General features: G+C 68.9%; 26 protein-coding genes and 1 pseudogene. 10 read left to right on the forward strand and 17 right to left on the reverse strand.

The genetic code is table 11. The features are described 5' to 3' along the window. Together ACZ6S5_RS31610 and ACZ6S5_RS31615 are read left to right on the forward strand one after the other, a co-directional pair. Positions 1-369, forward strand: a 369-nt coding sequence (locus tag ACZ6S5_RS31610; protein ID WP_466005893.1) for a transposase, incomplete at its 5' end; no start/stop codon positions are given. A 331-nt stretch (positions 370-700) separates the two neighbouring features. Continuing rightward, complete coding sequence (locus ACZ6S5_RS31615) at positions 701-1,969, forward strand: MFS transporter (protein ID WP_466005894.1); 1,269 nt, start codon at positions 701-703, stop codon at positions 1,967-1,969. 151 nt (positions 1,970-2,120) lie between these two features. Here ACZ6S5_RS31615 and ACZ6S5_RS31620 read toward each other — a convergent pair whose 3' ends face one another. From ACZ6S5_RS31620 to pdxR, 4 genes are all read right to left on the reverse strand, one after another. Next, a complete protein-coding gene (locus ACZ6S5_RS31620) occupies positions 2,121-2,648 on the reverse strand; it encodes a dihydrofolate reductase family protein (RefSeq protein ID WP_466005895.1) in 528 nt (175 codons plus the stop codon). Positions 2,649-2,711: 63 nt separating this feature from the next. Then, a complete protein-coding gene (locus ACZ6S5_RS31625) occupies positions 2,712-3,122 on the reverse strand; it encodes a hypothetical protein (protein WP_466005896.1) in 411 nt (136 codons plus the stop codon). Beyond that, on the reverse strand, positions 3,119-3,400 hold the full coding sequence (locus ACZ6S5_RS31630) for a hypothetical protein (protein WP_466005897.1): 282 nt from the start codon (positions 3,398-3,400) through the stop codon (positions 3,119-3,121). The genes ACZ6S5_RS31625 and ACZ6S5_RS31630 overlap by 4 nt, the downstream gene beginning before the upstream one ends. 167 nt (positions 3,401-3,567) lie before the next feature. Further along, on the reverse strand, positions 3,568-4,971 hold the full coding sequence (gene pdxR / locus ACZ6S5_RS31635) for a MocR-like pyridoxine biosynthesis transcription factor PdxR (protein ID WP_466005898.1): 1,404 nt from the start codon (positions 4,969-4,971) through the stop codon (positions 3,568-3,570). On the opposite strand from pdxR, the gene ACZ6S5_RS31640 reads away from it, so the two are divergent. From ACZ6S5_RS31640 to ACZ6S5_RS31655, 4 genes and pseudogenes are all read left to right on the forward strand, one after another. Then, positions 4,970-5,884 (forward strand): MFS transporter, encoded by a 915-nt coding sequence (locus tag ACZ6S5_RS31640; RefSeq protein ID WP_466005899.1) that lies wholly within the window; start codon positions 4,970-4,972, stop codon positions 5,882-5,884. The two genes, pdxR and ACZ6S5_RS31640, sit on opposite strands and share 2 nt — an antisense overlap. A gap of 50 nt (positions 5,885-5,934) precedes the next feature. Beyond that, entirely contained in the window at positions 5,935-6,216 is a 282-nt protein-coding gene (locus tag ACZ6S5_RS31645) for a hypothetical protein (RefSeq protein ID WP_466005900.1), read from the forward strand. Between the two features lie 28 nt (positions 6,217-6,244). Then, positions 6,245-6,856 (forward strand): dihydrofolate reductase family protein, encoded by a 612-nt coding sequence (locus ACZ6S5_RS31650; RefSeq protein WP_466005901.1) that lies wholly within the window; start codon positions 6,245-6,247, stop codon positions 6,854-6,856. 181 nt (positions 6,857-7,037) lie between these two features. Further along, positions 7,038-7,136, forward strand: a pseudogene (locus tag ACZ6S5_RS31655) (hypothetical protein); the annotation flags it as partial. Between the two features lie 134 nt (positions 7,137-7,270). On the opposite strand, the gene ACZ6S5_RS31660 reads toward ACZ6S5_RS31655, so the two are convergent. The 5 genes from ACZ6S5_RS31660 to ACZ6S5_RS31680 all read right to left on the reverse strand — a co-directional run bounded on the left by ACZ6S5_RS31660 (position 7,271) and on the right by ACZ6S5_RS31680 (position 11,391). Then, positions 7,271-7,843, reverse strand: a complete 573-nt coding sequence (locus ACZ6S5_RS31660; protein WP_466005902.1) for a histidine phosphatase family protein — start codon at positions 7,841-7,843, stop codon at positions 7,271-7,273. A gap of 128 nt (positions 7,844-7,971) precedes the next feature. After that, positions 7,972-8,784, reverse strand: coding sequence for a CPCC family cysteine-rich protein (locus ACZ6S5_RS31665; RefSeq protein WP_466005903.1), 813 nt, complete (start codon positions 8,782-8,784; stop codon positions 7,972-7,974). A 386-nt stretch (positions 8,785-9,170) separates the two neighbouring features. Beyond that, positions 9,171-10,349 (reverse strand): alpha/beta hydrolase family protein, encoded by a 1,179-nt coding sequence (locus ACZ6S5_RS31670; RefSeq protein ID WP_466005904.1) that lies wholly within the window; start codon positions 10,347-10,349, stop codon positions 9,171-9,173. Continuing rightward, positions 10,346-10,702 carry a transcriptional regulator gene (locus ACZ6S5_RS31675; protein WP_466005905.1) on the reverse strand — a complete coding sequence of 119 codons (357 nt, stop codon included), beginning with the start codon at positions 10,700-10,702 and terminating at the stop codon, positions 10,346-10,348. The genes ACZ6S5_RS31670 and ACZ6S5_RS31675 overlap by 4 nt, the downstream gene beginning before the upstream one ends. Further along, positions 10,699-11,391: a hypothetical protein gene (locus ACZ6S5_RS31680; protein WP_466005906.1), complete on the reverse strand. Its 693-nt coding sequence runs from the start codon at positions 11,389-11,391 to the stop codon at positions 10,699-10,701. Before ACZ6S5_RS31680 ends, ACZ6S5_RS31675 begins: the two co-directional genes overlap by 4 nt. A 352-nt stretch (positions 11,392-11,743) precedes the next feature. Here ACZ6S5_RS31680 and ACZ6S5_RS31685 point away from each other — a divergent pair, with 352 nt between their 5' ends. After that, on the forward strand, positions 11,744-12,433 hold the full coding sequence (locus ACZ6S5_RS31685; RefSeq protein ID WP_466005907.1) for an alpha/beta fold hydrolase: 690 nt from the start codon (positions 11,744-11,746) through the stop codon (positions 12,431-12,433). Between the two features lie 214 nt (positions 12,434-12,647). On the opposite strand, the gene ACZ6S5_RS31690 is transcribed toward ACZ6S5_RS31685, so the two are convergent. Continuing rightward, positions 12,648-13,487: an SDR family oxidoreductase gene (locus ACZ6S5_RS31690; RefSeq protein WP_466005908.1), complete on the reverse strand. Its 840-nt coding sequence runs from the start codon at positions 13,485-13,487 to the stop codon at positions 12,648-12,650. Positions 13,488-13,574: 87 nt separating this feature from the next. Between ACZ6S5_RS31690 and soxR the strand changes: the two genes are divergently transcribed. Then, positions 13,575-14,150 carry a redox-sensitive transcriptional activator SoxR gene (gene soxR / locus ACZ6S5_RS31695; RefSeq protein WP_466005909.1) on the forward strand — a complete coding sequence of 192 codons (576 nt, stop codon included), beginning with the start codon at positions 13,575-13,577 and terminating at the stop codon, positions 14,148-14,150. Here soxR and ACZ6S5_RS31700 read toward each other — a convergent pair. From ACZ6S5_RS31700 to ACZ6S5_RS31710, 3 genes are all read right to left on the reverse strand, one after another. Next, positions 14,091-14,399, reverse strand: a complete 309-nt coding sequence (locus tag ACZ6S5_RS31700; protein ID WP_466005910.1) for a hypothetical protein — start codon at positions 14,397-14,399, stop codon at positions 14,091-14,093. The genes soxR and ACZ6S5_RS31700 overlap by 60 nt on opposite strands. Before the next feature lie 11 nt (positions 14,400-14,410). Continuing rightward, entirely contained in the window at positions 14,411-14,959 is a 549-nt protein-coding gene (locus ACZ6S5_RS31705; RefSeq protein ID WP_466005911.1) for an RNA polymerase sigma factor, read from the reverse strand. A gap of 454 nt (positions 14,960-15,413) precedes the next feature. After that, positions 15,414-16,403: a winged helix-turn-helix domain-containing protein gene (locus ACZ6S5_RS31710; protein WP_466005912.1), complete on the reverse strand. Its 990-nt coding sequence runs from the start codon at positions 16,401-16,403 to the stop codon at positions 15,414-15,416. Between the two features lie 55 nt (positions 16,404-16,458). On the opposite strand from ACZ6S5_RS31710, the gene ACZ6S5_RS31715 reads away from it, so the two are divergent. Together ACZ6S5_RS31715 and ACZ6S5_RS31720 are read left to right on the forward strand one after the other, a co-directional pair. Continuing rightward, on the forward strand, positions 16,459-17,715 hold the full coding sequence (locus ACZ6S5_RS31715) for an MFS transporter (RefSeq protein WP_466005913.1): 1,257 nt from the start codon (positions 16,459-16,461) through the stop codon (positions 17,713-17,715). A 316-nt stretch (positions 17,716-18,031) separates the two neighbouring features. Beyond that, positions 18,032-19,606 carry an FMN-binding glutamate synthase family protein gene (locus tag ACZ6S5_RS31720; protein ID WP_466005914.1) on the forward strand — a complete coding sequence of 525 codons (1,575 nt, stop codon included), beginning with the start codon at positions 18,032-18,034 and terminating at the stop codon, positions 19,604-19,606. A gap of 316 nt (positions 19,607-19,922) precedes the next feature. Here the strand turns inward: ACZ6S5_RS31720 and ACZ6S5_RS31725 are convergent, their stop codons facing one another. The 4 genes from ACZ6S5_RS31725 to ACZ6S5_RS31740 form a co-directional block, all read right to left on the reverse strand. Continuing rightward, positions 19,923-20,681 (reverse strand): SAM-dependent methyltransferase, encoded by a 759-nt coding sequence (locus ACZ6S5_RS31725; RefSeq protein ID WP_466005915.1) that lies wholly within the window; start codon positions 20,679-20,681, stop codon positions 19,923-19,925. Positions 20,682-20,815: 134 nt separating this feature from the next. Beyond that, a complete protein-coding gene (locus ACZ6S5_RS31730; protein ID WP_466005916.1) occupies positions 20,816-21,634 on the reverse strand; it encodes a hypothetical protein in 819 nt (272 codons plus the stop codon). Between the two features lie 120 nt (positions 21,635-21,754). Beyond that, complete coding sequence (locus tag ACZ6S5_RS31735) at positions 21,755-22,318, reverse strand: DUF4240 domain-containing protein (RefSeq protein WP_466005917.1); 564 nt, start codon at positions 22,316-22,318, stop codon at positions 21,755-21,757. Between the two features lie 789 nt (positions 22,319-23,107). Next, a complete protein-coding gene (locus ACZ6S5_RS31740; protein ID WP_466005918.1) occupies positions 23,108-23,455 on the reverse strand; it encodes a VOC family protein in 348 nt (115 codons plus the stop codon). Positions 23,456-23,715 lie beyond the last annotated feature (260 nt).

The following is a 23,715-nucleotide window of genomic DNA, read 5'->3' on the forward strand; positions in this document are numbered from 1 at the left end:
TCCGCCGCGAACACCCCGGACGCGCAGTTGCTGTTCCCGTTGTTGGATGCCTTCACGCCGGTGCGGGGCCGTCGCGGCCGGCCCCGCCGCCGTCCCGGCAAGCTGCACGCGGACAAGGCCTACGACCACAAGGCGATCCGGGCCGAGGTCCGCCGCCGGGGCATCGTCGTGCGAATCGCCCGCAAAGGCGTCGAGTCCTCCCAGCGTCTCGGCCGGCACCGGTGGATCGTCGAGTCGTGCCTGTCCTGGTTCACCAACAACCGCCGCCTCGCGCGCCGCTACGAACGCAAAGCCGAGCACTTCCAAGCCTTCGCCGACCTCGCCGCCATCCTCATCTGCCACCGCCGACTCGCAAAGATCACCAACTGAGACACCCCCTTAAGACCACCCGGGCCCGGGCTGCGGTATGCGATCCACGCCGTGACGATCATGCGACCGCCGACTCCCGTCCGCTGGTGCAGGTCCGCGACCTCGCCCCGTTCGTGGAACTGCGGGCCTGCACTTGGACGTCTTCCGGCGGCGGGTCGGCGTGGGGATGCCTTCTGCGACGTGGGCTCGCATTTGAGGTGGCGGCAGCGGGATCGGTCAGCCTGGTGGGATGGGGCTGGTAGGCGTAGTCGCGGCGAATTCGCTTGGTGTGGTCGAGGCCACCCAACTTCACTGACGTAATTTGTCAGGGAAGTTCACGGAGGCTGTGCACATGACCACCACCTCGCCCACGCAGATGCTTGGGGCCCGGACCGCATCGATCGATTCTCGCGTGCCGCTAGTCGAACCGTTGGCTACGCCACCGACGGGGGGTCGAGCCGAGCGACTGCTCCTGCCGGCTACCTTTGTCACGAGCTTGGGCAACGGCATCCAGCTCGTCGCCTCCGCGATCCTGGTCTTCACGACCGCGGGCAGCGCACTGTCGGTGGGATGGCTGTTCATCGCGGCGTCCGTGCCACCGGCGTTGCTGTCGCTGGTGTTCGGGCGGATCGCCGACCGTTACGACCGGCGGATGCTCTGCCTGATCGCGGATGTGGCCAGCGCCCTGGCGGCATTGTCGCTGCCGGTCTGGCTGCTGCTGGGCGAGGCACCCACATCTGTGGCCTACCTGGTCAGTTTCGCGCTCGCCGCGCTGGCCGCGATGTTCATGCCAGCAAGCAACGCCCTGATGAAGGAGCGGGTCGCCCCGGGTCGCCTCGTACGGTTCAGCGCGCACTACGAGATCGCCTTGCAGGCCGGAAACTTGCTCTCCGCAGCGGTGGGCGGATTCGCCATCCACCTGTTCGGGCCCACGCCGCTGTTCTTCTTCAACGGCGCCACCTTCCTCGTCTCGGCCCTGGCCATGTATCTGATCGGCCGGGGCCCTGCCCGCGCCGAGCGTGCCCATCCGGCGGCCATCGGCAACGGCACGCGGACCGGCCGCACCGCCGCACCGATGCTGCGCCTCGGTCTTCTCTACGCCACCTGCACGGTGTTGACCATGGTCGGCAACACCATCTTGATCGTCTTGGTGTACCAAGCCTTCCACCAGGGCGCGGGTACCTACGGGCTGGTGGACGCACTGGCCGGGGTCGGGTTCGTGACCGCCGCCGCCCTCTACCCCCGACTTCCCGCCAGGTTCGGCCATCTTCGCATCGCCATCATCGGCATCGTCGGCTGTGCGGTCATCGTGGCCGTGGAGCCGCTGCATCTGTCCGTTCTTCTGGCGGGCATCCCCATCGCCGGCGCTCTGGTCGGGCTGGCCCGGGTGGCAACCCGTAGCCTGCTGCTGGCCAGCGTGCCCGAGCGTAAAGCCGGCCAGGTCTTCGGCGCCACCAACGCGGCCGGCCTCGGCCTGAGTGCCGTGATCACCGTACTGGTCGCCGCGCTTGCAGATCACACGAACATCGCCAACGCGTTCTATTCACTTGCGGTCATCACCGCCGTTATCACCGCTGTCACGGCCGTGACCCTACGCAAGTCAAATGCGAAGATCGTCTAGGCCAGGACGACTGAGCAACCAAGGGCCAGCTGTCGTGCATGTGTTGAGACGGATCCGCCCCGTCAACCATCATGCGAGACGAGGCATCGGCGGCAGCCGGTGTCGTGTCTCGGGACAGGCTTGGCAGTCGCGCCCGCGGCACGGCCGCTCGTCACCGGCGCGTGTAGTGCGCGATGATCACGCCCTTGCTGGTGGTGACGCTACCGGTGAGATCGAACTCGGTCAGTGGGGCCGCCTTCAGCTCGGCCACGGTGTCGACTGCGTCGCCCCGCAGCAGGATCGAGTTCTGCCAGTTATCCACGTTCTCCAGGGTCCTCGACACGACGTACTTGGTGGCCTCGTTCATGTGCGCGGTAAAGGGGTTGCCGTCGGTCGAGCGTCCCCATGCGGTGATGAAGTTCTGCCAAGTCCGACGTCCGAGCAGCATCCAGAGCTGGTCGACCAGCTCGTTGTCCTCGCGAAACCGGACGAACACGCAGCTGAGCACCCAGGCCACCCCCGCCTGGTCGACCACATCATCGAACCACGTCTCGAAACTCGCGCCGACCCGCTCGGCGGCCTTCGCCCGGTCGTACTCCTGGCGCAGCTCCGCCCGCAGGTCCGGCGCCTCCACGACCTGCCCGCGGAGATCCTCCACCAGTGGTTTGACCTGCACCTGCAGTGCCTTCAGCGCGATCACCGGCAGGCTCCACGGCCCTGCCCAGCGCCCGCGTCGCCCGGCGAACCGGCACCGGGAAGGGCGTCAGTCCCAGGTTTCGCTGATGTCGAGGATCTCCAGGCCCGGGGGCAGCGCGGGTGCCACGGCCTTCGCGTCCCGGGTGACCAGGTAGCAGCGGTAGAGGACGGCGGTGGCGACGGCGTGGGCGACGTCGAGCGGCACGTTCGCTCGGGCGGCGATCCGGGCGACGCGCCGGCTCGTGGCGGCGTCGTAGACGGCCACGTGGATGTCCCGGTCCTCGCTGAACAGAAGGTCGAGCATCGTGGCGGCGGCGGTGCCCGCCAGCTGGAGGTGCGCCTGCCCGAGACACAGGGCGGGGACCCACACCTGCTGCTCCGGGTCCTCCTCGGCGAGGGTCAGGATGGCACCCGGTTCGATGCTGGTCCCCGAGGCGTAGGCGAGAAGCGCGGAGGTGTCCAGGACCAAGCCGTTCACGCGGCGGCGGTCCCCTCGTCGTCGAACTGGCGAAGCCACTCGAGGTTGCGGGCATGCTGCTCGTCGCTGATCGGCGGGAGCTCGGCGAGGCGTTGCCTCGTCCGCTCCACGTCCTCGTCGGTCACCACGTAGCCCAGCTCCGCCCACCTGGCGCGTAGGTCGTCGGCGCGCATCTTGCGGCGGAGGATCCCGGCGATGAAACCAGACGTGTTGCTCTGTGTGCGCTCCACGTACGCGGCCACATCGTCAGGCAGGCTGATCGTGATACGGCGAGTCATACTCCGAGCATACCCGCTGCATACCGACGAACTGCGCCAGGGCGGTCACCCGCAGAAGCCCCCGGCCCACGCTGAACAAGCCTTCACCCGCCGGGTGCAGGAAGCCGGCCTGGCACCGTCGATGGGATCGATCGGCGCCTGCTACGACAACGGCATGATGGAGGAGGTCAAGCGGCTTGCAGCAGATCGGCGACGATGTGGATGCCCTCGTAGATGGCGTCTGTGGTGAGGTTGCCGAAGCCGAGAACGAGTTGCGGTGTGCGCGTATGCGACGTCATGCGGTAGCTGTTCATGCCGTAGAGGCCGACGGATCGACGTCGGGCGGCTTCGACGATGGCCTGTTCGTCGGCGCTGGGTGGCAGCTGGGCGACGGCGTGGAAGCCGGCGGCGAGACCCAGAAGCTCGATGCCGGGGGCGTTTTTCCGTAGCGCTTCCACGAGGGCTCCGCGGCGTGCGGCGTAGCGGCGGCGCATGTGGCGTAGGTGCCGGTCGTACGTGCCGCTTCGCAGTAGCTCGGCGAGGGCGAGTTGGTCGATGACGGGTGAACCGCGGTCGGTGAGTTGTTTGTGCTCGGCGACCGCGGCCGACAGGTGTGGGGGTGTCAGCGCCCAGCCGAGCCGCAGGGCGGGTGCGAGTGACTTGCTGACCGAGCCGAGCAGCGCCACGCGGTCTGGGGCGAGGCCTTGGACGGCGCCGACCGGCTCGCGGTCGTACCGGAATTCCGCGTCGTAGTCGTCCTCGATGATCGTCGCGTCTCGGGCTGCTGCCCAGGCGACGACGGCGTGTCGTCGTTCGGGGGTCAGGACGACGCCGGTGGGAGATTGGTGCGCTGGGGTGAGGATCACGGCGCCGGCGTCGGTCGCCGCGAGAGCTTCGACGTCGATGCCTTGGTCGTCGACGGGTACCGCGATGACGTCCAGCCCCATTACCTTGCCGATCGTGTAGTGGTCCGGATCGCCGGGATCCTCGACCGCCACGGTCCGGATACCGTCGTCGGCGAGTGCGCGCAGGAGCAGTTGCAACCCTTGCGCATATCCGGCGCAGACCACCGTCTGACTGGGGTCTGCGGCGGCGCCACGGACCCGTCGTAAATAGGCGGCGAGCACCTCACGCAGCGCTGGTGTGCCGTATGGGTCGGGGTAGCCGAGCACCTCGGTGGGCGCCTGTTGGCAGGCGCGGCGTACCGCGCGGCCCCAGTCTTCTCGGGGAAAGCTGGAGAGGTCGGGTACGGCAGGCCGGAAGTCGATACGGACCGGTTCGCTGTCGGTGGCCCGCACCGAACGGTGCCGTGACGGGCCGGCGGTGACTGCCACTCGGGTGGCCGAGCCGGGCGATGTGACGAGATAGCCCTCGGCTCGCAGTTGTGCATAACACTCGGTGACCAGGCCGCGGGAGAGGCCGAGGTTGGCGGCCAGCACGCGAGACGAGGGCAACCGTTCCCCGCTGCCCAGCCGACCGGTTCTGATGGCTTCCCGCAGCGCGCGTTCGATCTGGTCGCGCAGCGGTTCCGTGCTGTTCCGGTCGATTGGCAGGGGCAGGTCCGGTCCAGAACCGGTCCATTCAACGGGCATGGAACTGGACCTTACTGCTGAACCGGTGGGAACCTACTGTTCCCGCATGGCCCATCCTCCGCCGGCCGAGCAGGCGACCGTTCCGGTGACCACGATCGTCCAGCCGCTACTGACCCCGCCCATCGTGCGGCTGTTGGTGTCCTCGCTCGGCGCACTCGGTAGCTTCTACCTGCTGATGCCGGTCGTACCGGCCTATGTCGCTGGGACCGGCGCCGGCGGGATGGGCGCGGGCCTGTGTACCGGGGTGCTGATGCTCGGCACGGTGTTGACCGAGTTGGCCGCGCCGGCTCTCATCACCAGACACGGCTACCAGACGGTGGTAGCGCTGGCCCTGCTGCTGCTCGGGGCGCCCGCCGTCCTGCTTCTAGCGTCGTCGTGGCCGCCCGTGGTGCTCGGGGTGTGCCTGCTGCGGGGTGCTGGGGCCGGGATCATGTTCGTCGCCGGTGCCGCCCTGGTGGCCGAACTGGCGCCGGACGTTCGTCGCACCGAAGCGCTCGGGATCTATGGTGCGGCCGTCGGAGTCCCCTCGATCGTGTGCCTGGCGTCGGGGGTGTGGCTGAGTACGCACGCCGGTTTCGCACCCGTCTTCGTCACCGCCGCGGCTTTGGCGTTGCTGTCACTGTGGGCCGTGCGGGGTCTGCCCGCCCGATCGGCCCGAGTCGAGCCGTCGCCCACCCGGGTGTCGCGGCGTCCGATCGACGTGGGCGGTTCAGCCGTGCCGGCAGTGGTCTTCGCCGCCGTTGCGCTGGTGGCCGGAGTGCTGCTGACGTTCCTCCCGCTCAGCCTCTCTACCACTCCTGGCCTGGCAGCGGTGGCGTTGCTGGTGCAGGCCGGCACTACTCCGCTGGCCCGCTGGGGGCCGGCCGGTATGGCGACCGGTACAGAGGCAGCCTGCTCCTGCCCGCGGTCATAGCCGTGGTTGCCGGGACCGTCGGACTCGCCTGCGCGCACGGTCCGTTGGCGGTGATCGCCAGCGTCACCCTGTTCGGCACCGGATTCGGCGTGGCGCAGAACGTGACGCTGGCCCTGATGTTCACCCGCGTGTCGAGGTCTGGTTATGCGCGGGTGAGCATGCTGTGGAACCTCGCCTACGACGCCGGGATGGGCGTCGGAGCCGTCGGTTTCGGGCTGCTGGTCGCCTCGATCGGTTACTCGGCGGGATTCGCGCTGACCGCCGCCGCTCTGCTTCCCGTCCTCGTACCCGCATGGCGCGAGCGGCGCCGCTTCCCCGCCCACACCGCATGACCCAGAAGTGAACGATAAGGAGGACCCGATGGGCCGCGTCTTGTTGAGCATGAGCGTGTCGTTGGACGGCTTCGCCGCCGGATCTGACGTCACCGTCGAACAACCGATGGGCAAAGGTGGCGAGCGGCTGCACGAGTGGCTGTTCCACGGCGGCGGGGATTTAGCTGTGGCGGCCGACGGGGTCACCCCGGTCGGGGTCGACGCCGCGCAGGTACGAGAACGTTACGCGACGACCGGCGCCGTGGTGATCGGCAAACGGACGTTCGACGTCGGTGTGGCCCTGTGGCAGGACACTCCGTTCCCGGTGCCGTGCTTCGTGGTCACTCATGAGTCGCGCGACCCGTTGAAGATGAAGAGCGACGCCTTCACGTTCGTCAACGACGGACTCCACAGCACGCTGCGCCAGGCGCGACAAGCAGCGGGCGACCGGAGCGTCCTCATCATGGGCGGTCCCACCACAGGACAACAGTTCGTCAAGGCCGGGCTGGTGGACGAGATCCACGTCCAACTCGTACCGGTGTTCCTCGGTACCGGCACGCGCCTGTTCGACCACCTCGGCACCGACCACATCGAACTTGAGCGTACCGCAGTGATCGAATCACCACACGTCACGCACCTGCGCTTTCACGTCCTGAAGTGACCACTTGGCGTCAGCCGGCGACTCATCATGCTTGCCCCTGCGGCCTGCATGAAGAATGTCCGGATTCCTTCGCCCGTGTCGCTGAGTCCAAGTCCGCCACGAACCGAATGCATACCGATATCCGAGTGCCCGCCCAGGCCCCTGGGACATGGTTGAGCGCGTCCGAGTGATCCGGCAGTAAGTGCCCGAGCTAGTTGCCGCCGGCGCGACGGTGGTCCGCGAGGAGTGGTACGGCGACGGTCCTCTCGGGCACATCGTCATGCAAGACCCCGAGGGCAACGAGCTCTGCGTCGCTTGTAGTCATGATCAGTGCCGACCTCCGGTATCCGGATCTGCCGCAGACGGCGCATTGCGAAGCGTGGCCGCCGGCGTCTGTGGGACGTCCGCAACTGCCGATGAGCGGATGCCACACAGTTACAGGTGCCCCGTGTCGTTGAAGCTGACCAAGGTCGGTGGCCAGTCGGAATCCCACTGCACGATGGTGATCGCGCAGTTGGCCTGGTTGAGGCCAATCCACCGCCACTCCGGGGCGTCAAGCATGTGGCGGACGAACCACCCGATGACGAAGTTGTGCGTGATCAGCAGTTCGTGCCGGTCGGTGTCGCCGGCGACACCGAAGTGTGTGACGGCAGCTTGCAGGGCCGTAGCGTCTTCGTCGCGTTCGTCGTAGGGCACACCGTCCAGCCAGGCATGCCACCGGTCCGGGTATCGGCCGCGTTGCGCGGCGGAGGGCACCGGGGTTCGGTCTGCTACAAAACCGCAGCCGTGTCGCGGCACCTGTGGGAGATGGCCGGCGATGATGTCGGCGGTCTGGGCTGCCCGGGCCAACGGGCTGTGGTGGACCGCCGAAAAAGGCACTGTACGCAGCCGCCGGCCCAGCCGGTCCGCCTGCTCGCGACCGAGTTGCGAAAGGCCTCCATCCGGGGCGTGATCGGACGCTGGATCCTGTTCGCCGTGGCGGACGAGGTACAGCTGCGTACGAGCCATCGTTGGCCACCCTCCGGGTCCTTGTGCGACGAAGGGCACGATAGATCACGGAGGCACGGACGATGGGGCCGAGAACACGGCCAGGTGCACTCTTCTGCCGCCGACCGGGCGTTACGGACCGTGGCCGGCTACCCGGTGTCTTCGGGTACATCGGCAAAGTCTGACCACCTTGCGATGATCGAACCCGTTACGTAGTAGCCGTCTTCACTGATCTGCGTCGCAACGTCGAGTTCCACTGACGTAGGCGTCACTCGCAGCAGATGAGCCTCCCAGTGCTGGTAGCGCAGGTCCCGCAGCCATACTTCCTCGATCTCCGCTGCGACGCGTCGCAGTGAAGACGCCTGTTCGAGGAGACAGCGTGCTGTCAGTTGACGGGCCGGATCCGCGCTACTGGACACCATGACCTCCCGGACCGAAGGACATCGCCACAGGTAGTGGTCGAAGTCGATCGCCATGCCCGAGAGGTTGTCCGGGTCCGCTGGCGGCGCTATGGCAGCGACGCCCCGCACGGCGTCGATAAACGCAAGGACTTGTGTGTCGTCTTCATCGTCGAAGGCGAGGACACCTGGTGTGACCGCCTCCCACCAAGCTGTCCCGGTACGCCGTCGCCACCAGTACAGGACCGTTCGGTCCTCGGGCCAGGGGGCCAGGTTCCCGCCGCGTGGCTCGAACCGGTCACGGCCGGAATCGATAGGCCGCCAGAAGGGTTCACGATCGAAATCGGCCGCGTCGGCGCTAGGCCGCTCGCGGCTCGCACCCGATCTGTTGAAGAGTTGCTGGGCGTCGACCAACGACGGTTCGTTCGCGCCGCCCGGCCGGTTGGGCCAGCGGAGCTGGTATATGTCGTCCTCCCACCCGCAGATGGGGCAGATCTCATGAGATCCTGGGGGTTCCGACAGCGTGCGGTATCCGCAGCACACGCAGGGGTAGGAGAGATCCACGCTGCTTAGCGTGCACTACGTGCCTGTGCCGTCCTACGCATTTTGGCCCGGCAGGGCCACCGCGTATCCGAAACACCACATGATCGTTTCACCCGCGGCCGATCGGTCGGCCCGTGGCCAGACGCGCCAAAACCTCGACGGACCTAGCGACTAGGCATCCGCAACTGCCGCCGACCGCGCGTCACGGAGCGTAGCGCCAGCTGCCGCTGAGCGAGGCGTCCGGACATGCCGAGAAGCGGATATTGGATCAACACCAGAATGCCGCCGCGCCGTACGCGGGAGCGTCACGGCGGTTGGGGCCGGGCGGGATGACGGTGGCCGGTACCAGCGCGACGCCGAGAGCCGTGGCGGCGGCGGTGATCAGCTGAACCCCTGATGGACGCGGGTCAGGGGACGAATCGGACCTCCGGGAAGGCCGGGTTCGGGCCTTCGAGCAGGTGCTGCTGCTGGTGGCGTAGGTGCAGGTTGAAGAAGGCGAGCGGGTATGCCTGCTGGATGCGTACCGCCCGGGCCGGGTCGAGGGTGCCGACCCAGCCGGCGAGGTCCTCGTCGCTCATCCCGATGACGCTCGCCAGTTGCGGGATGAGCCACTGGTGATCGCAGTACCCTCCGTGGAGCGCGCCGTCGGCGTGCACGTTGCGCCGCCATCCGTGCAGGTGCGACCAGAGCTGCTCGACGCTCGGTTCGGCGGCCCGGGTGAATTCCGCGGTCATCAGCATGAACGGCCGGTCGAGGTCGGCGACGGGCGGTTGGGACTGCATCGGGCCGTCGAAGCTGAGCCCGGCCCGGACGCGCCGATCCTGGTTCATGACGAGGGCGGTGGCGGTCGCGCCCTTCGACCAGCCGAACATGCCGATGCGACGTAGGTCGAGCGCGGCGCCCAGGCCGGCCGGCAGCGGGCGGCGCTGGGCGTCGGGGTTGCGGCCGGCGGCGAGGTCCTCGATGCGGTCGAGGACGAATTGGATGTCGTGGGCGTGGTCCCAGGGTGTGACCGACACGTCGTCGTCGGGGACGGTGGGCCGGCCGTCGGGGAACTCGCCGAACGAGTCGTACGGGTGGTCCACCGTGGCCACGACGTAGCCGTGGCTGGCGAGTTCCTGAACGACGATGGTGGTCTCGGAACGGTGACCGTTGGCGCCGTGGGAGAACACGACCACGGGTCGCCGGCCGGCCGGCCGCAGCGCGGGAGCGCCTTCGTGGCCGGCCGTGAACGGCGCCGCCGCGGCATCGGCGTCGAACCCGTTGGCCGCGAGCAGCGCACCCATCGGCGCGGCCGACAGCCACGGTGCCACCGGATGACGCCGGGCGCCCCCCGACGCGGGATACCAGACGCTCGCCATCAGCTCGCGGTGGTGGCCACGACCGGCGACGGGGTCTGGGCGCGATGTGTCGACCAGGTGCAGCGACACGGTGCCTAGCCGGTACGGCCCGGTCGGTCGGGGCAGGCTGAGGCGGGGCGGGCCGGGTATGGCGGCCGAGGCGCGGCCGATGCCGGCGAGCGGTACGGCGGCCCCGGCAGCGAGTGCGGCGGTGAGCACGTGTCGGCGGGTCAGTGCCGTTGTCATCGGTCCTCCGGGTTGTCGGGGATCTCGAATCGTGCGATGAGCAGCTTCAGTCGCTCGATCTCCTCGGCGAGCGCGGTGGTGCCGGCGGGGGTGAGGGTGATCCAGGTGCGGCCGCGGCGGCCCTCGTAGCCCTTCTCGACCTCGATCAGGGCGGCGGCCTCGAGCACGCTCAGGTGCTTGGAGAGGTTGCCGGCGGTCAGGTCGAGTTGGGTGCGCAGGTAGCCGAACTCGACGCGGCGGGCCTCGTGCGCGATGGTGAGGATGCCGAGTCGCACTCGCTGGTGCACTACGTCGTCCAGCCCGGTGACCGGGTGCGTGGCATCTGGGTCCGGGGTGTCGGTCACGGCCGTCACCGGTGCCGCCGGCGGGCGGCCGCGAAGCCGGCCGCGCCCAGCAGCAGCACAATGCCGCTGATGAGTTGCGGCATCGCGAAGTGCGCCCGGATTCCCCAGTGGGGCGGTCCCCAGCCTGAGTCCATCGGCAGCACCAGCAGCACCAACGCCAGGTAGCCGGCGGTGAACAGCAGCAGCCCGAGGTTGCGCTCCAGCCGGGCCAGCACCAGCAACGCGAGCCCGATCATGCCCCACGGTGCGATCAGCCGGTCCAGCACGATCCACCAGTACGGGAGCGGGTGGATCGGTGCCGGGTGGCTCGGGAAGTACAGGGCGGCGGCCACCCATGCGGCGGTGAACACGGCGGTCGTCGCGGCACCGGTGATCGTGTAGGGCAGGACCCGGGCACCCAGCCCCCGCGCCCGCGCGGCCCGCACGTAGCAGACGGCGATGACCGTGTACGCCAGCAGCAGCGCCGGCGGCCAGTAGTACAGCACGCCACGGCGCGCGAACTGGCAGCTGCCGTCGGGGTGGCAGTGGACCGTCATGCCGAACCAGTCGAACGGGATCCCCACGAGCGTCACCGCGGCCAGCGCCAGCAGCGCGACCCAGGTCATCCGCTGGTCAACGCGCACCCGGTGAGCGAGGGCGCGCACGTCGGACAGCAGCCGGCGGGGATCGCCGCCGGCGGGTAACGAGTCAGTAGTCATGCCAATAGGTTTTCACAACAAACCTGTCGGCGCTAGTGCTCCCCGACGAGGGGTTGTTAAGGGGGCCGGGAAGGCGATCGGCCTGCGGCGGCACTCGCGCACGCACGGCGCGGAAGCGGCTGGTGAAACGACCAGGAGCTGCGCTGTCATGTCGAAGAACGGGTGCCGCCGTCCCGCCTCGACCTTGCCGCACCAAGCCAAGGTCAGGTGCGCGGATTTGCCGCGATCCGCGCGTTACGCCGAGTAACAGCGAGCAGGGCGGCCGGTGCCCAGACCTACCGAATGCAGCGCGTGGCTCTGCCCACGGCGGAATGTCTTGAATCCGGAGGCGACGGTCGGAGAGGCTCAGGGCGTGCCTGAGCTGATAGACATCACGGTCGGTGACCTGCACTTCTCACTGCGGGTATGGCAAGCCGTCGACAAGTACAAGACGCCCGCCGTGCTGCTCCATGCCACCGGAAAGACCGCAAGCGACTGGGACATGATCGCCTCGGGCCTGTGTACTGAGCGGACCGTGTACGCCGTCGACCTGCGCGGCCACGGTGCCAGTGACTGGCCCGGCACGTACAGCCTGAAACTGTTCGCGCAAGACGTCATCGGCATCCTAGACCAGCTGGACATCGGCGCGGTGGACCTGGTCGGCCATTCCCTCGGCGGTCTGGTGGCCTGCCGGGTGGCCGCCGAATGGCAGGGGCACGTCCACAAACTCGTGCTTGAGGACATCGGTTACCCGCACCCTCGACCGCCGGGGCTTCCCGACCGTCCGGCAGGGGATCTGCCCTTCGACTGGCACATGGTGGAGCAGGTCCGGCCCGAGATCGACGATCCGGATCCAGGATGGGCCGACATCGTCGCCCGGATCACGGCACCCACTCTGCTCATCGGCGGCGGAGCAGCGAGCCATGTCCCCCAGGAGCACGTTGCCGAACTAGCCGATCGTTTGGCCGACGCCCGGCTGACGACGATCGCGGCCGGCCATCTGGTGCACGAGACCGTTCCAGACGAGTACCTCAGGACCCTGATCGCATTCCTCACCGAGTGATCGACGCCCATCCGCTATTGCCGCCGATCGTGCGCATTGGGGCCCGCACACCGGTCACGCTGCGTCGGTCACCCTCGGTGCGGTTCCCTTGCGGACATGCCGATGAGCGCGCATCGGATCATCGTCGTTCCGGCATTGCGCGAATCGCGTGGGCCTTCTCAGTAGGCAGGTGTGCTCTGCTGGCGGCTGGAGAGCACCTGTCCCCTTGAGCGGCTCAGGCGAAGTCGGCCGCGTGGTCGGCCGCCCACTGGGCAAACGTACGGGCGGGGCGGCCCAGTACCGCCGCCACGTCACCGGTCACCTGCTCCGGCGTTTCCACCAGGGCAGCCCAGCCGGCCAATGCCGCATTCGCGAACGCGGGGCTGCCCATCGCCACGGCCAGCATCGGGCGTACAGCCTGGGCGGGCACGTCCTGCCAGTGCAGGTCGCGGCCGATCACCTCGCCGATGATGCGCACCTGCTCGGCCTGGGTGACCGTCTCCGGGCCGCTGAGCACGTAGGTCTGCTTGTCGTGCCGGTTGCTGGTCAGCGCCTCGACTGCGACCGCCGCGATGTCGTCCTCGTGGACCATCGAGCGGGCCGCCGCGCCGTACGGCCAGCGCACCAGGCCCTCGGCGCGGATTGCCGCAGCCCAGCCCAGCGTGTTTGTGGCGATTCCGGTGGGACGCAGCATCGTCCAAGGCAGGCCGGACGCGGTGACGGCGCGCTCCACCACGGCCCAGAACGAGTCCGGGTCGGCCTCGGCGGAGGCGGCCGACACGTACACGACCCGGGGCGATCCGGCACTGGCGAGCACGTCGGCGACGCGCGGAGCGAGCTGCACGGCCGCAGCCGGGTCGACGAACGGCCAGATCAGGAACACGGCCTGAACACCATCAAGGTGCGGGCGCAGGGTCTCCGGATCGGCCAGGTCAGCGGCCACTGGCTCCACGGCCGCCGGCAGATTCGCGCGGCTCGGGTTGCGGGTGATCGCGCGTACGCCGTGACCCGCGGCAACCAGCCGCGCCACCACACGCCGCCCGACGTTGCCCGTCGCACCTGTCACAAGGATCATGGTCTCCTCCAGGGAACTCTCGTGAATTCGATGAAGCCGACCGTAGAACCTCAACAATTGTTGAGGTCAATCTCGGGTACTCGGGGCGTGAAGCACGACACCTCTTTCGACTGGCACCAGCCGGGCCTGACCATCGGTCAGGTGGCGCACCGCAGCGGCATCGCCGCGTCAGCGATTCGGTTCTATGAGGCGCAGGGCCTCATCAGCAGCGACCGCACGGCTGGTAACCAGCGCCGTTACCACGGCGATGTGATGTGCCGCCTGGCGATGATCGAGGCGTGCCAGCGGGTCGGCCTCACCTTGGCCGAGGTGGGCCGAGCCCTCGCGGCGCTCCCGCCAGGGCAGGCGCCGACCCGGCAGGACTGGGAAGCACTCGCCGGGCGGCTACGCACCGAGGCCCAGTCCCGCATCGACCAGCTCAGCCAGGTGCTGCGCGAGCTTGCCCCACCCCTGAGCCTGGCCCGCACAGGTCGGATGGTTGACGACCGCGAGCGCACCCGGACGCTGGTTCATCGAGCCGGGAGGGCAACGCTACTTCGAGCAGAGCAAACCCCTGACTTGTCTACTGGAGTCAGATGCGCGGGTCTGCAGAACGACGGAATGTTACAGGTGGCCGCTGCTGGTCGAGACCTGGTGCTGACGCTGCCGGTCCACGCCCGGTGACTGACGTTCTATCCGGCAACTGCCGTCTTGGCAGGTTCTTTTGAGTCGGCCATGTGAGATCGTCTGGGCCAGGCCGATCGCCCAGCAGGTGGGGCAACCGCGCAAGGCCGCCAGTCCAGCCGGGAACAGGATCAGGCTGATCGGGCCGATGACCTTCATCAACGCCACCGAGCCGATGAGCAGGCCGAAGCCTAGGACGCCGCGGGCCAGGTGCGCAGGCACGGATCTACTGGTGAACGAGTGCTGCATCGCAGTTCCCTTCAGCGGTCTTGGCTGTCCAGTTCCGCGCGGACGGCAGCGCGGGCCCGGTGCAGCCGGGACTTCATCGCGGCGGTGCTCAGGCCCATCCGCTTGGCCACCACGCCGCCCGGCATGCCTTGGACATCGCGCATGACGAGTACATGGCGCTGGTCGGCGGGCAGCGCCGCGATCGCGGCGGCCACCCGTTCCGCCTCCAGCCGGCGCAGCACGTCCTCCTCGGCCGAGATCGTGGTCGGCTCGGCGGCCGGCTCAGCGCGCCGCATCGTCGCCCGCGCACGGCGGATGCACTCGTTACGGACAATCTGGAACATCCACGAGCTCAGCGCCGCCGTCGCCCGCAGCGTACCGATCTTGCCGAACAGGACGATGAGCGCCTCCTGCGCCGCGTCCTCCGCATCCTGATCGCTCGCACACAGGGCGTAGGCGAACCGTTGAACGTGCGGATGCGAGGCCGAGACGAGCGCCGTGATCGACGCCTCGTCACCGGCCTGCGCCGCGGCGACGACCTGTTCGCCCGGCCACGACGACCTAGCCACGCGACCGGGCACGACGCCGCAGCAACACCACACAACTGCACACCAGCAAGGCGACGGCCACACCAGCAACGATCCAGACAGTCACGAAAACCTCCCCCACGCCGGTCCGGCTGACCAGCACTCCCATAAGAGTGCTCAGCGAGCGAAAGGATTCACGAATCCTTTCCGGCTGCGGACCCTCTCAACTCCACAGCCTGGCAAACCTGTCGAAAAGCCACCGGCTGCGACATCGGCCCAGCTGCATCGCGCGAGCATCCGCTCCTGCCGCGATCCGCGCGCTACGCAGGGTTATGTGACGGCTCGCGGCTCGCGGTGCGGATCTGCCGGTGAGCGGGCACAATCGCCGCGATGGCGTGGCTGTCGCTTTACGGGTGATCGTTGGTTGCGGGGATCCGCCAGGCCCGAGGTCGACGCCGGGTGCGACACCTCGGTAGGTCACGGTGCTCCCGGCAGTCTCTCCCACGCATCACCCTCCGCAATGGTCGTTGGTGCCGCTACCGATGAGTTGGTCACCCAGCGCGGTGCGGCGGTAGAGCACCTGCCGGCCGCTGCGCGCGCGGGTGACCAGCCCGTTGGCGTACAACACCTGCAGCGTCTGCGACACGGCGCTGGGGCTGACTCTGAGCCGGCGGGCAATCTCGGCCGTGGGCAGCGGCTCGCCGAGCAGGCCGAGCAGCCGGGCCTTGGCCGGGCCGACCAGTGACGCGAGCGCGGCCTGGTTGGGGGCCGGCGGCGCCCAGAGGGTTGCCACGCCGCGGCTCGGGTAGGTCAGCGACGGCGGCATGTCCGCGGTGACAGGTCCGGCCGGTTTGTGAGCGAACACTGATGGCATGAGCAGCAATCCGCGGCCGGCCGACGCCACCCGGAAGTCGCTGATCATGCGGTCGATCGACAGCACCCCGTTGTGCCAGCGTACGTGCGGGTGCATGTCGGCGAACAGGAGCCGGGCGCCGCCGACGGCCAGCTGGCGGGCGCGGTAGGTCATGTCCGCTTCGAGGATCAGGCGGATCTGCGGCCAGGCCGGTTTGATCGCGATGGCCCAGTACCGGCGCAGCGCGGCACCGATGCGGTCGCGCAGCGCGGCGATGTCGCGGTCGTCGTCGGCGCGTAATGATGTCGGTGGCCGGCTCGGCGCGTACGCCGCGGCCATATCCCGACGGATGACGTCGACCGGTGCGGCGAGCAGGCCGGCGAGTTCGTCGTCGAAGGAGGGGTCGAAGGCGGCCGACCGCGGGGTGAGGAAGTCCGGGAGGGTCAGCCGTGGTCCGACCAGGAGTAGTAGCAGGCTGACGTCGGCGGGGTCGAGCTGCTCCAGGACGGTCCGGCGCCAGGGCAGGTGCAGCGCGTGTACGCCCGGGTCGCGTAGCACGCGGAGGCTGAGCACCGTCTCGTTGATGGGCGAGAAGGTGAAGCGACTGTCGGCGAGGTCTTCGACACCGAGCTCGTAACTGATCATTAAGGGAGAGCCTACATCGATTCCGCATCGGGTCGAGCTGGCATGGACTGCCAGCGTGACGACGAACAAGACCGGCCGGTTGGTCGGAATTCTCGCGGTGGCCTGCGGCGTGGCCGTTGGCACCGTCTACTTCCCGCAGGCGGTCAGCCCGCTGGTCGCCGCCGGGCTGGACGTCTCGGCCGGTGCCGCCGCTGGCGTGGTGACCGCGACGCAGGCCGGGTACGCCCTCGGAATCTTCCTGGTGGTGCCGCTGGGTGACCGGATTCCGCACCGGCCGCTGCTGGTGACCCTGCTCGCCGCGACCACCCTGGCGCTGCTGGGCGCCAGCCTGAGCCCCGGGCTGCCGGCGCTGGCCGGGGCCAGCCTGCTCGCCGGCACCGCCGCGGTCGCCGCCCCGATAAGCGGCCCGCTGGCGGCCCGTCTGGTGCCGGCGGGCCGGCGCGGTGTGGTCAGCGGAACGCTGCTGAGCGGGTCGACCGCCGGGATGCTGGTGTCACGGGCGTTCGGTGGCATGGTCGGCCAGTCGCTCGGCTGGCGGTCCCCGTATCTGATCGCGGCGGCGCTGACCTTGGCGATGGCGCTGATGCTGGCGTGGACGCTGCCCACGACCATTCCGACGTCGCGGCAGACGTATCGCGGTCTGGTCACCGAGCCACTGCGGCTGCTACGCAGCCAACCGATGCTACGACGGTCGTGCTGGTATCAGGCGGCGGCGTTCGCCGGGTTCTCCGCGGTGTGGACCTGCGTGGCGATGCTGGTGACCGGACCGGCGTACCGGCTCGATACCCGGGTGGTGGGCCTGCTGGCCCTGGTCAACGCGGCCACCATGGTATGTACGCCTATCGCCGGCCGGCTGGTGGACCGGTACGGTCCGGACGCGGTGAACCGGGTGACGCTGGCCGGGGTGGCCGGCTCGGCGATCGTGCTCGCCGTCGGCGGCAGCGGCGGCGCCGGTGGGCTGATCTGGCTGACAGCCGGGCTGTTGCTCCTGGACGTGGCGATGCAGTCCGGCATGGTCGCCAACGGCGTGCGGATCTATGCCATCAGCTCCGCTGCCGGTAGTCGCCTGTACTCCGCCTACATGACCTGCGCCTATCTGGCCGGCAGCGCGGGTTCCTTTCTGGGCGCCCGGTTGTATGCGCCGCTGGGCTGGCTCGGCCCCTGTCTCCTCGTCGCAGCACTCGCCGTGGCGGCGCTGGTGGGCCAGGCAGCAGACCGGAGATCGGGTCTCCGCCGGGCCGGGCGGACCGAGCGCCCAGTTTGCGCACCCGATTCGCCCCGCCGGGGTGGCACATGCATGCCGGCCAGTTGACCATGCGTCCATAGACCGACCGCGATCTGGCCCACCGGGGTAGTGGACGACCTGCGGCGACGCGGGAGCCGGCAAGCGCTACAGACGACCGGCCGCCGCGCGCTGCTACTGGTTCGCGGCGGTTCACCGGCGCGGCCGCTGGTCGGCAGGCCACCGCCCAGGTGGATGACGAGTTCGAGGTGCTGGAAGGTCCACCGCGACGGAGGTGGCGATGGGACCGACCCGCGGACCGACGAAGCGACCGGTCGTTGTTGACCACTCTCGGCCGCGAGCCGCAGGCGTTTCGGCGGTGCGGCTTGCGGAAAGAGTGGCGGGCATGAAGTGGGCCAGCCGCGCCGTACCCGTCATCTCCGCCGCCGTCGCCGCGCTCGCCGCCCGCGACCTCCTGCAGCGCGACCACGCGCTGCTGCGCAACTTCCCAGTGATCGGGCGGGCCCGATACCTGCTCGAGGCGATCGGGCCGGAGCTGCGGCAGTACATCGTGGCCGGCAACAACGAGGAGCGGCCGTTCACCCGGGACCAGCGGCGCTGGATCTACGCCTCGGCCAAGAAGGAGAACAACTACTTCGGCTTCGGCACCGATAACGACATCGAGTACACGCCGGGGTATCCGATCATCAAGCACCGCACGTTCGGACGAGCCGTGCCGCCGTCGTCGCCGACCGCCGGGCATGAGGTGGAGCTGCCCTGCGCCAAGGTGCTCGGCGCTGCCCGAGGACGGCCGCTGGCGTTCCGGCCCGGCTCGGTGGTCAACATCTCCGGGATGAGCTTCGGCTCGCTCTCCGGCCGGGCGGTGGAGGCGCTCAACCGGGGCGCCGCGCTGGCCGGTTGCCTGCACAACACCGGCGAGGGTGGGCTGTCGCCCTACCACCGAAACGGCGGTGAGCTGGTGTTCCAGATCGGCACCGCGTACTTCGGGTGCCGCGACGAGCGCGGGCGGTTCAGTCTGAAACGGCTGAAGGACCTGGCCGCCGGGGCGCCGGTACGGGCGCTGGAGATCAAGCTGAGCCAGGGCGCGAAACCAAGCCTCGGCGGTCTGCTGCCGGCGGCGAAGGTGTCGGCGGAGATCGCGGCGACCCGCGGCATCGCACCCGGTCAGGACTGCGTCAGCCCGTCCCGGCACGCCGAGTTCTCCGACTGCGACAGCCTGCTCGACTGGGTGGAACTGCTCGCCGCCGAGACCGGACTACCGGTCGGCATCAAATCCGCCGTCGGCGACCTCGGCTTCTGGGACGAGCTGACCACGCTGATGCGGGACACCGGGCGCGGCGTGGACTTCGTGAACATCGACGGTGGCGAAGGCGGCACCGGCGCCGCGCCGCTGATCTTCACCGACTCGGTGTCGCTGCCGTTCCAGCAGGGCTTCACCCGGGTCTACCGGACGTTCGCAGAGAAGAATCTGCACGAGCAGACGGTCTTCATCGGCGCCGGCAAGCTCGGCCTGCCGGACAACGCAGTCGTCGCGTTCGCGCTCGGCTGCGACATGGTCAACGTCGGCCGGGAGGCGATGCTGTCGATCGGCTGCATCCAGGCGCAGAAGTGCCACACCGACACGTGCCCCACCGGCGTCGCCACCCAGAACCCGTGGCTGGCTCGCGGCCTCGACCCGACCCTCAAGGCCGCGCGGGCCGCCAACTACATTCGCACGCTTCGGCGGGACCTGCTGAAGGTTGCCGAGGCGTGCGGGGTGGAACACCCAGGGCTGATCGACACCGACGCGGTGGAGATCCTCGACGGGCGGACCGCCTCCACCCCACTGCGCGAGGTGTACGGGTACCGGCCGGGGTGGGGTCTGCCGTCGGCGACGGACCGGGCCGAGATCGTCCGGCTGATGACGGCCGGGGCGCCGCAGGGCGGCAGCGCAACGCCTTCGCCCACCGCAGCCGGCTGAGCCTCACCCCTCGATCTCCCGCCCACCGTCCGCAGATGCTCGCGGAACGACGGTGGCCGGCGAATGCACAACCGCCCCGATCGCGGCGGTACCGGCCGGTCGGGGCGGCGCGTCTTCGGATTGACGTCGGCGAAGGTCCGGCTCGTGTTGGTGCCATGATCCGCTTTAGGAGCCGACGGCTGGTAGGCCGAGGTGGATCCACTCTCGCCGCTGAACCCGGCGCGCCTCGGCACGCTTGTCGCGCAGGAAGGTCAGGGTGAGGTCGATGTCCTCGATCTCGCCGAGCCAGCCGTATGAGAGTGAAACCGCACCACGATCAGATACGGCGTAGCACCATCGTCACGAAGCCCAGAACGTTGCGGTACCCGCGCAACCACTGATCGCGGTGCTCGCGGGCGACGGTGAGTGCCTCGGCAGCGTCAGGGTGGCCGGGATTGTCCAGCGCCCACTCGGTGAGCGAGCCGATCCACGACCATTCGTAGTCGTCCCACTCGGCGGCGTCGCTGACATGGGCGTACACCGACGTCCAGCCGGCCTGCTCGGCTGTGTCCACGAGGCCGGCGAGGTCGGTGAAGTCCTCAGGCTTCGCAGTGAGCGCTGCGAGCGCCTCCGGAGTCGGGGGGACTTGCCAGAATCCCTCCCCGACCATGAGGATGCCGCCGGCATTCACATGCCGACCGGCCAGTTCCAGCGTCTCGCCGAATCCGCCGAACGCGTGTGTCGACCCGACGCACAGCACCAGGTCGTAATCGCCGTCTGGCACGTACGTCCGGGCGTCGCGCTCATGCAGTGTGAGCCGGTCGGCGAGGCCGCGTTCAGCGGCGGCGCTGGCGGCGCGTTCGAGGGCGTACGGGCTGACATCCACGCCGTCCGCGTGCCCGTCGGGGTAGTGAGCGAGGGCCTGCAGCGCCCAGGCTCCCTCTCCGCAGCCGAGGTCGAGGACACGAGCCGCCGGATGGCGGTCTGCTCGGCGCAGGAGCCGGTTGAGGTTGACACCGGAGATCGGGGCCGCGATCGGGTGGTGCGAGTGCGCGATGCTGCTGAGCCGTTGACGATCCACCGGCAAAGTCAACACGAGTCCGGTCTACGTTTGCACTCGGGTTGTCGTGCGACGCGCGGTCGGCGGCGAGGTCCTCTCCCCCAGTCCGCTGTCCGACCCGTATCACGTCCGCCGTTTCCCTACGGGGGCGAAGGCGCTGGTTGCAGGGGTTAGGGGCGGGATCCGGTCGCTACCGTGGTCGCGGCTGCGGCCAGCAGATTCCGGAGCCGGGCATGCGGGAAATGCTCCTCGACCGGCGCCGGCGGTGTTACCCGTGTGCTGTAGAAGTCGACGTCGTGGTCGTCGTGTTGTTCGGCCCACAGGTTGCCTGTTTCGTCGCGGTGCCAGACCACTTTCTGGCCACGGAAGTCGGCGCGTTCGAGCCAGTCGGTGCCACTGGGCCAATAGCCGTCCCAGCCGCGGGGCCGCAGTGCGACGTATGCCGCGTCCACGGCGGCAGCGGCGGCGTCCACGTCGTCGTCGTCGAAGACCGCGGCGAACCGGCATAGCAAGGCCATCGGCGCCCCGGGGTGCGACAGCAGCGGATCCCGTACGGCGATTGCCCGGCAGATCAGGTCGAGTTCCGACCAGCGCAGCGCGTACGGGTGCCAGTGCGCCAGATCGTCCCAGCCCAGCCCAGTCCACTCGACGGAACCGGGCCCGGCGATCCCCAATTCGTACGAGCCGAGCCGCGTGTCGACGTCGAGCAGGATGCGATGGCCGCCGCCGACGTCGAGGGTGACGTGGACCGGGTTGTCCCGCTCGTCATCGTCATCGTCGTCCTCGTCGAGCAGCTCTTCGAGGGCGCCGAGCCGATCGGCGCCGGGGCCGTCCTCCGCGGCGAAGGTGTACCGCGCCCAGAACGCCGGGTCGTGCAGAGATTCGCGCAGGGATCCTGGAATACCCATCGCACGATCATCGCCTGCGGGCGCGGGCACTCCGTCGGCCGGGGTCGGCTGCCTTCGACTCGATCGCATCGCGCTGGGCACCCAGAACGCTGGAGCCGAGTCCTTCGGTGACCGGCCAGGAGCGCGGTGCTCTCCAGCCGTGTGATGTCGTCGCCTGCCACGAGGTTGATGGAGTTGGCCACCGTGGCGGATGCGCTGAAACTACTCTGGCGGGCAGTAGATGGCGGCGAGGCGCGGCAGGTGGGCGCGCATCTGCTCATCGTCGTCGAAGTCGAAGTTCTCGCCGGCCGGGCCGTGGGGTCCGGCTTCAGGACGGTCGCGACGGGCGGCGTCCAGGGCTTCCCAGAACGCCTCGTCGTCGCCGGTCATCGCGGCATAGGCATTGCTCCCGGCTGCGAGGACGTGCTCACACTCGACCGTGTCGTCGTCCGGGTCGACGCCGACGTCAGCGAGCGAGTCCGGGTCAGCGAGCGCCCGTTCCCAGACGGTTCGGCCCTGTGCGACCAGCCAGCCACGGAAATAGTCGAAGCCGTGGTCGGAGCATCCATCCCGCATGAGATAGGCCGCCGCCCACAGGTCCCATCGATACGCCTCCTGCTGAAGGGTGTCGTAGGCCTGCTGGAACTGGACTGCCGCCGACGGGCCCAGGGCGGTGAGCTGTGTGATCAACTGTCGCGCGACCGCCTCGGCCGCCCCGGCCGTGACGGTCTCACCCACGGCGGCGCGTGACCGCTCCACGACCTCCCAGAATGTTTCGCGATCCACAGCCAAGATCATAAGGGTCGTCCTTGCCCACTCGTTGCACATCCCAGGGTCATTGGTAGTCGGATTGCTCCTGGTCACGGTGTCGATGAGGTCGTTGGGTCGGCGGTTGGCGCGTCTGGTGGCTCTGGCGATGTTGGGTTCACCGTTGCTTGGTCGGCGGGTAGTGACACGACCATGTACGTCGTTTCGCGGCTGGTCTTGGCCTTGCCGGTGCTGGCTTTGACGGCGCGGGTTCCCCGCCGGTCGTGCCCGGTGTCGCGGTGACGGTGCCCGACCGGGCCCTTCGGCCCAGGGCAGTCCATTGAGGTGGGCGTGCAAGGTTGGCTGGTTCGCCTTCACGGTGACCATCAGGTGCGCGCCGCGGGCGGCGACATCGCGGGCGTGGGCGGTCTGGGCGTGCAACGCATCAGCGACGATCACCGCCCCGACCAGGTCACCGAGCTGAGCCTGACCCGGTCCAGCAGCGGTGTGAACGCGGGGATCTCGTTGGACTTCGCCGCGATCCGCACCTGTGCCTGGACCAGACCGGTGCTGGTGTCGTACGCGGACAGCAGGTGTACGTGTCCGCCATCGGGCAGCTGCGCCCGCGCAAGGCCTTGTCGTCGACGGCGATCACCAACCTCGACCGACGATCCTGCGCCGGCGTGACGGTGATCCGCGAGCGTAGCCAGCCGGTCAGCACCGTCGACAGCGCCTCGGCGTCGACCCGAACCAGCAGCCCGATTGAAACTACGAAGGGACGGGGAAGAGTGGTCCGAGGTCACCACGCCTGCAGCGCGGGGCCAGTGATCATCCGGTCGTCGAGACCTCTCCGCCGATTCCGGTCTCGTTGCCGTCGCTGTCGTGGAAAACGTACTTCCAGACCGAGTCGTGCTTCTCAACGTCGACGGGCTCCAGGCCCCGTCCGGAGATCCTCGCAACCTCGGCGACTGGGTCGTCGACCCAAATCATGCTGACAGCTCCGCCGGCCCGGTCGGGATCCTGGATGATGTACACGTACCGATCCTCGGCCAACTGCCAGACCGCTTCGATCTCGTTCGGGTAGAAGGCCGGTTCGGCACCGAGCAGCCGCTTGTACCACTCCAGGGCGCTGTCATAGTCGCGCACCGGGATGCCCGCAAACACTCCTACCGCCATGTCTGTCTCCTCAGTCGATGTCGAGCCCGACCGGTGCCGGGCCCTGAAGAACAGACCGGACCTGGCAGCGAAACCTAACGGGGTCGACCCGATCGCCTTCGGACGGGTCCCGCGCCCAGGTTACCCGTTGCAATGGTGGTGTGCGCGGTGCTGGCCGGCGCAGTCACGTTCGCCGCGATCGCGGACTGGACACGGGATCTGGACCGGACCATCGGATACCACCGCAGCAACGGTGAACCCCAGGAGCAATCCGACTACGC

It is taken from the genome of Micromonospora sp. NPDC051924 (assembly GCF_055586005.1).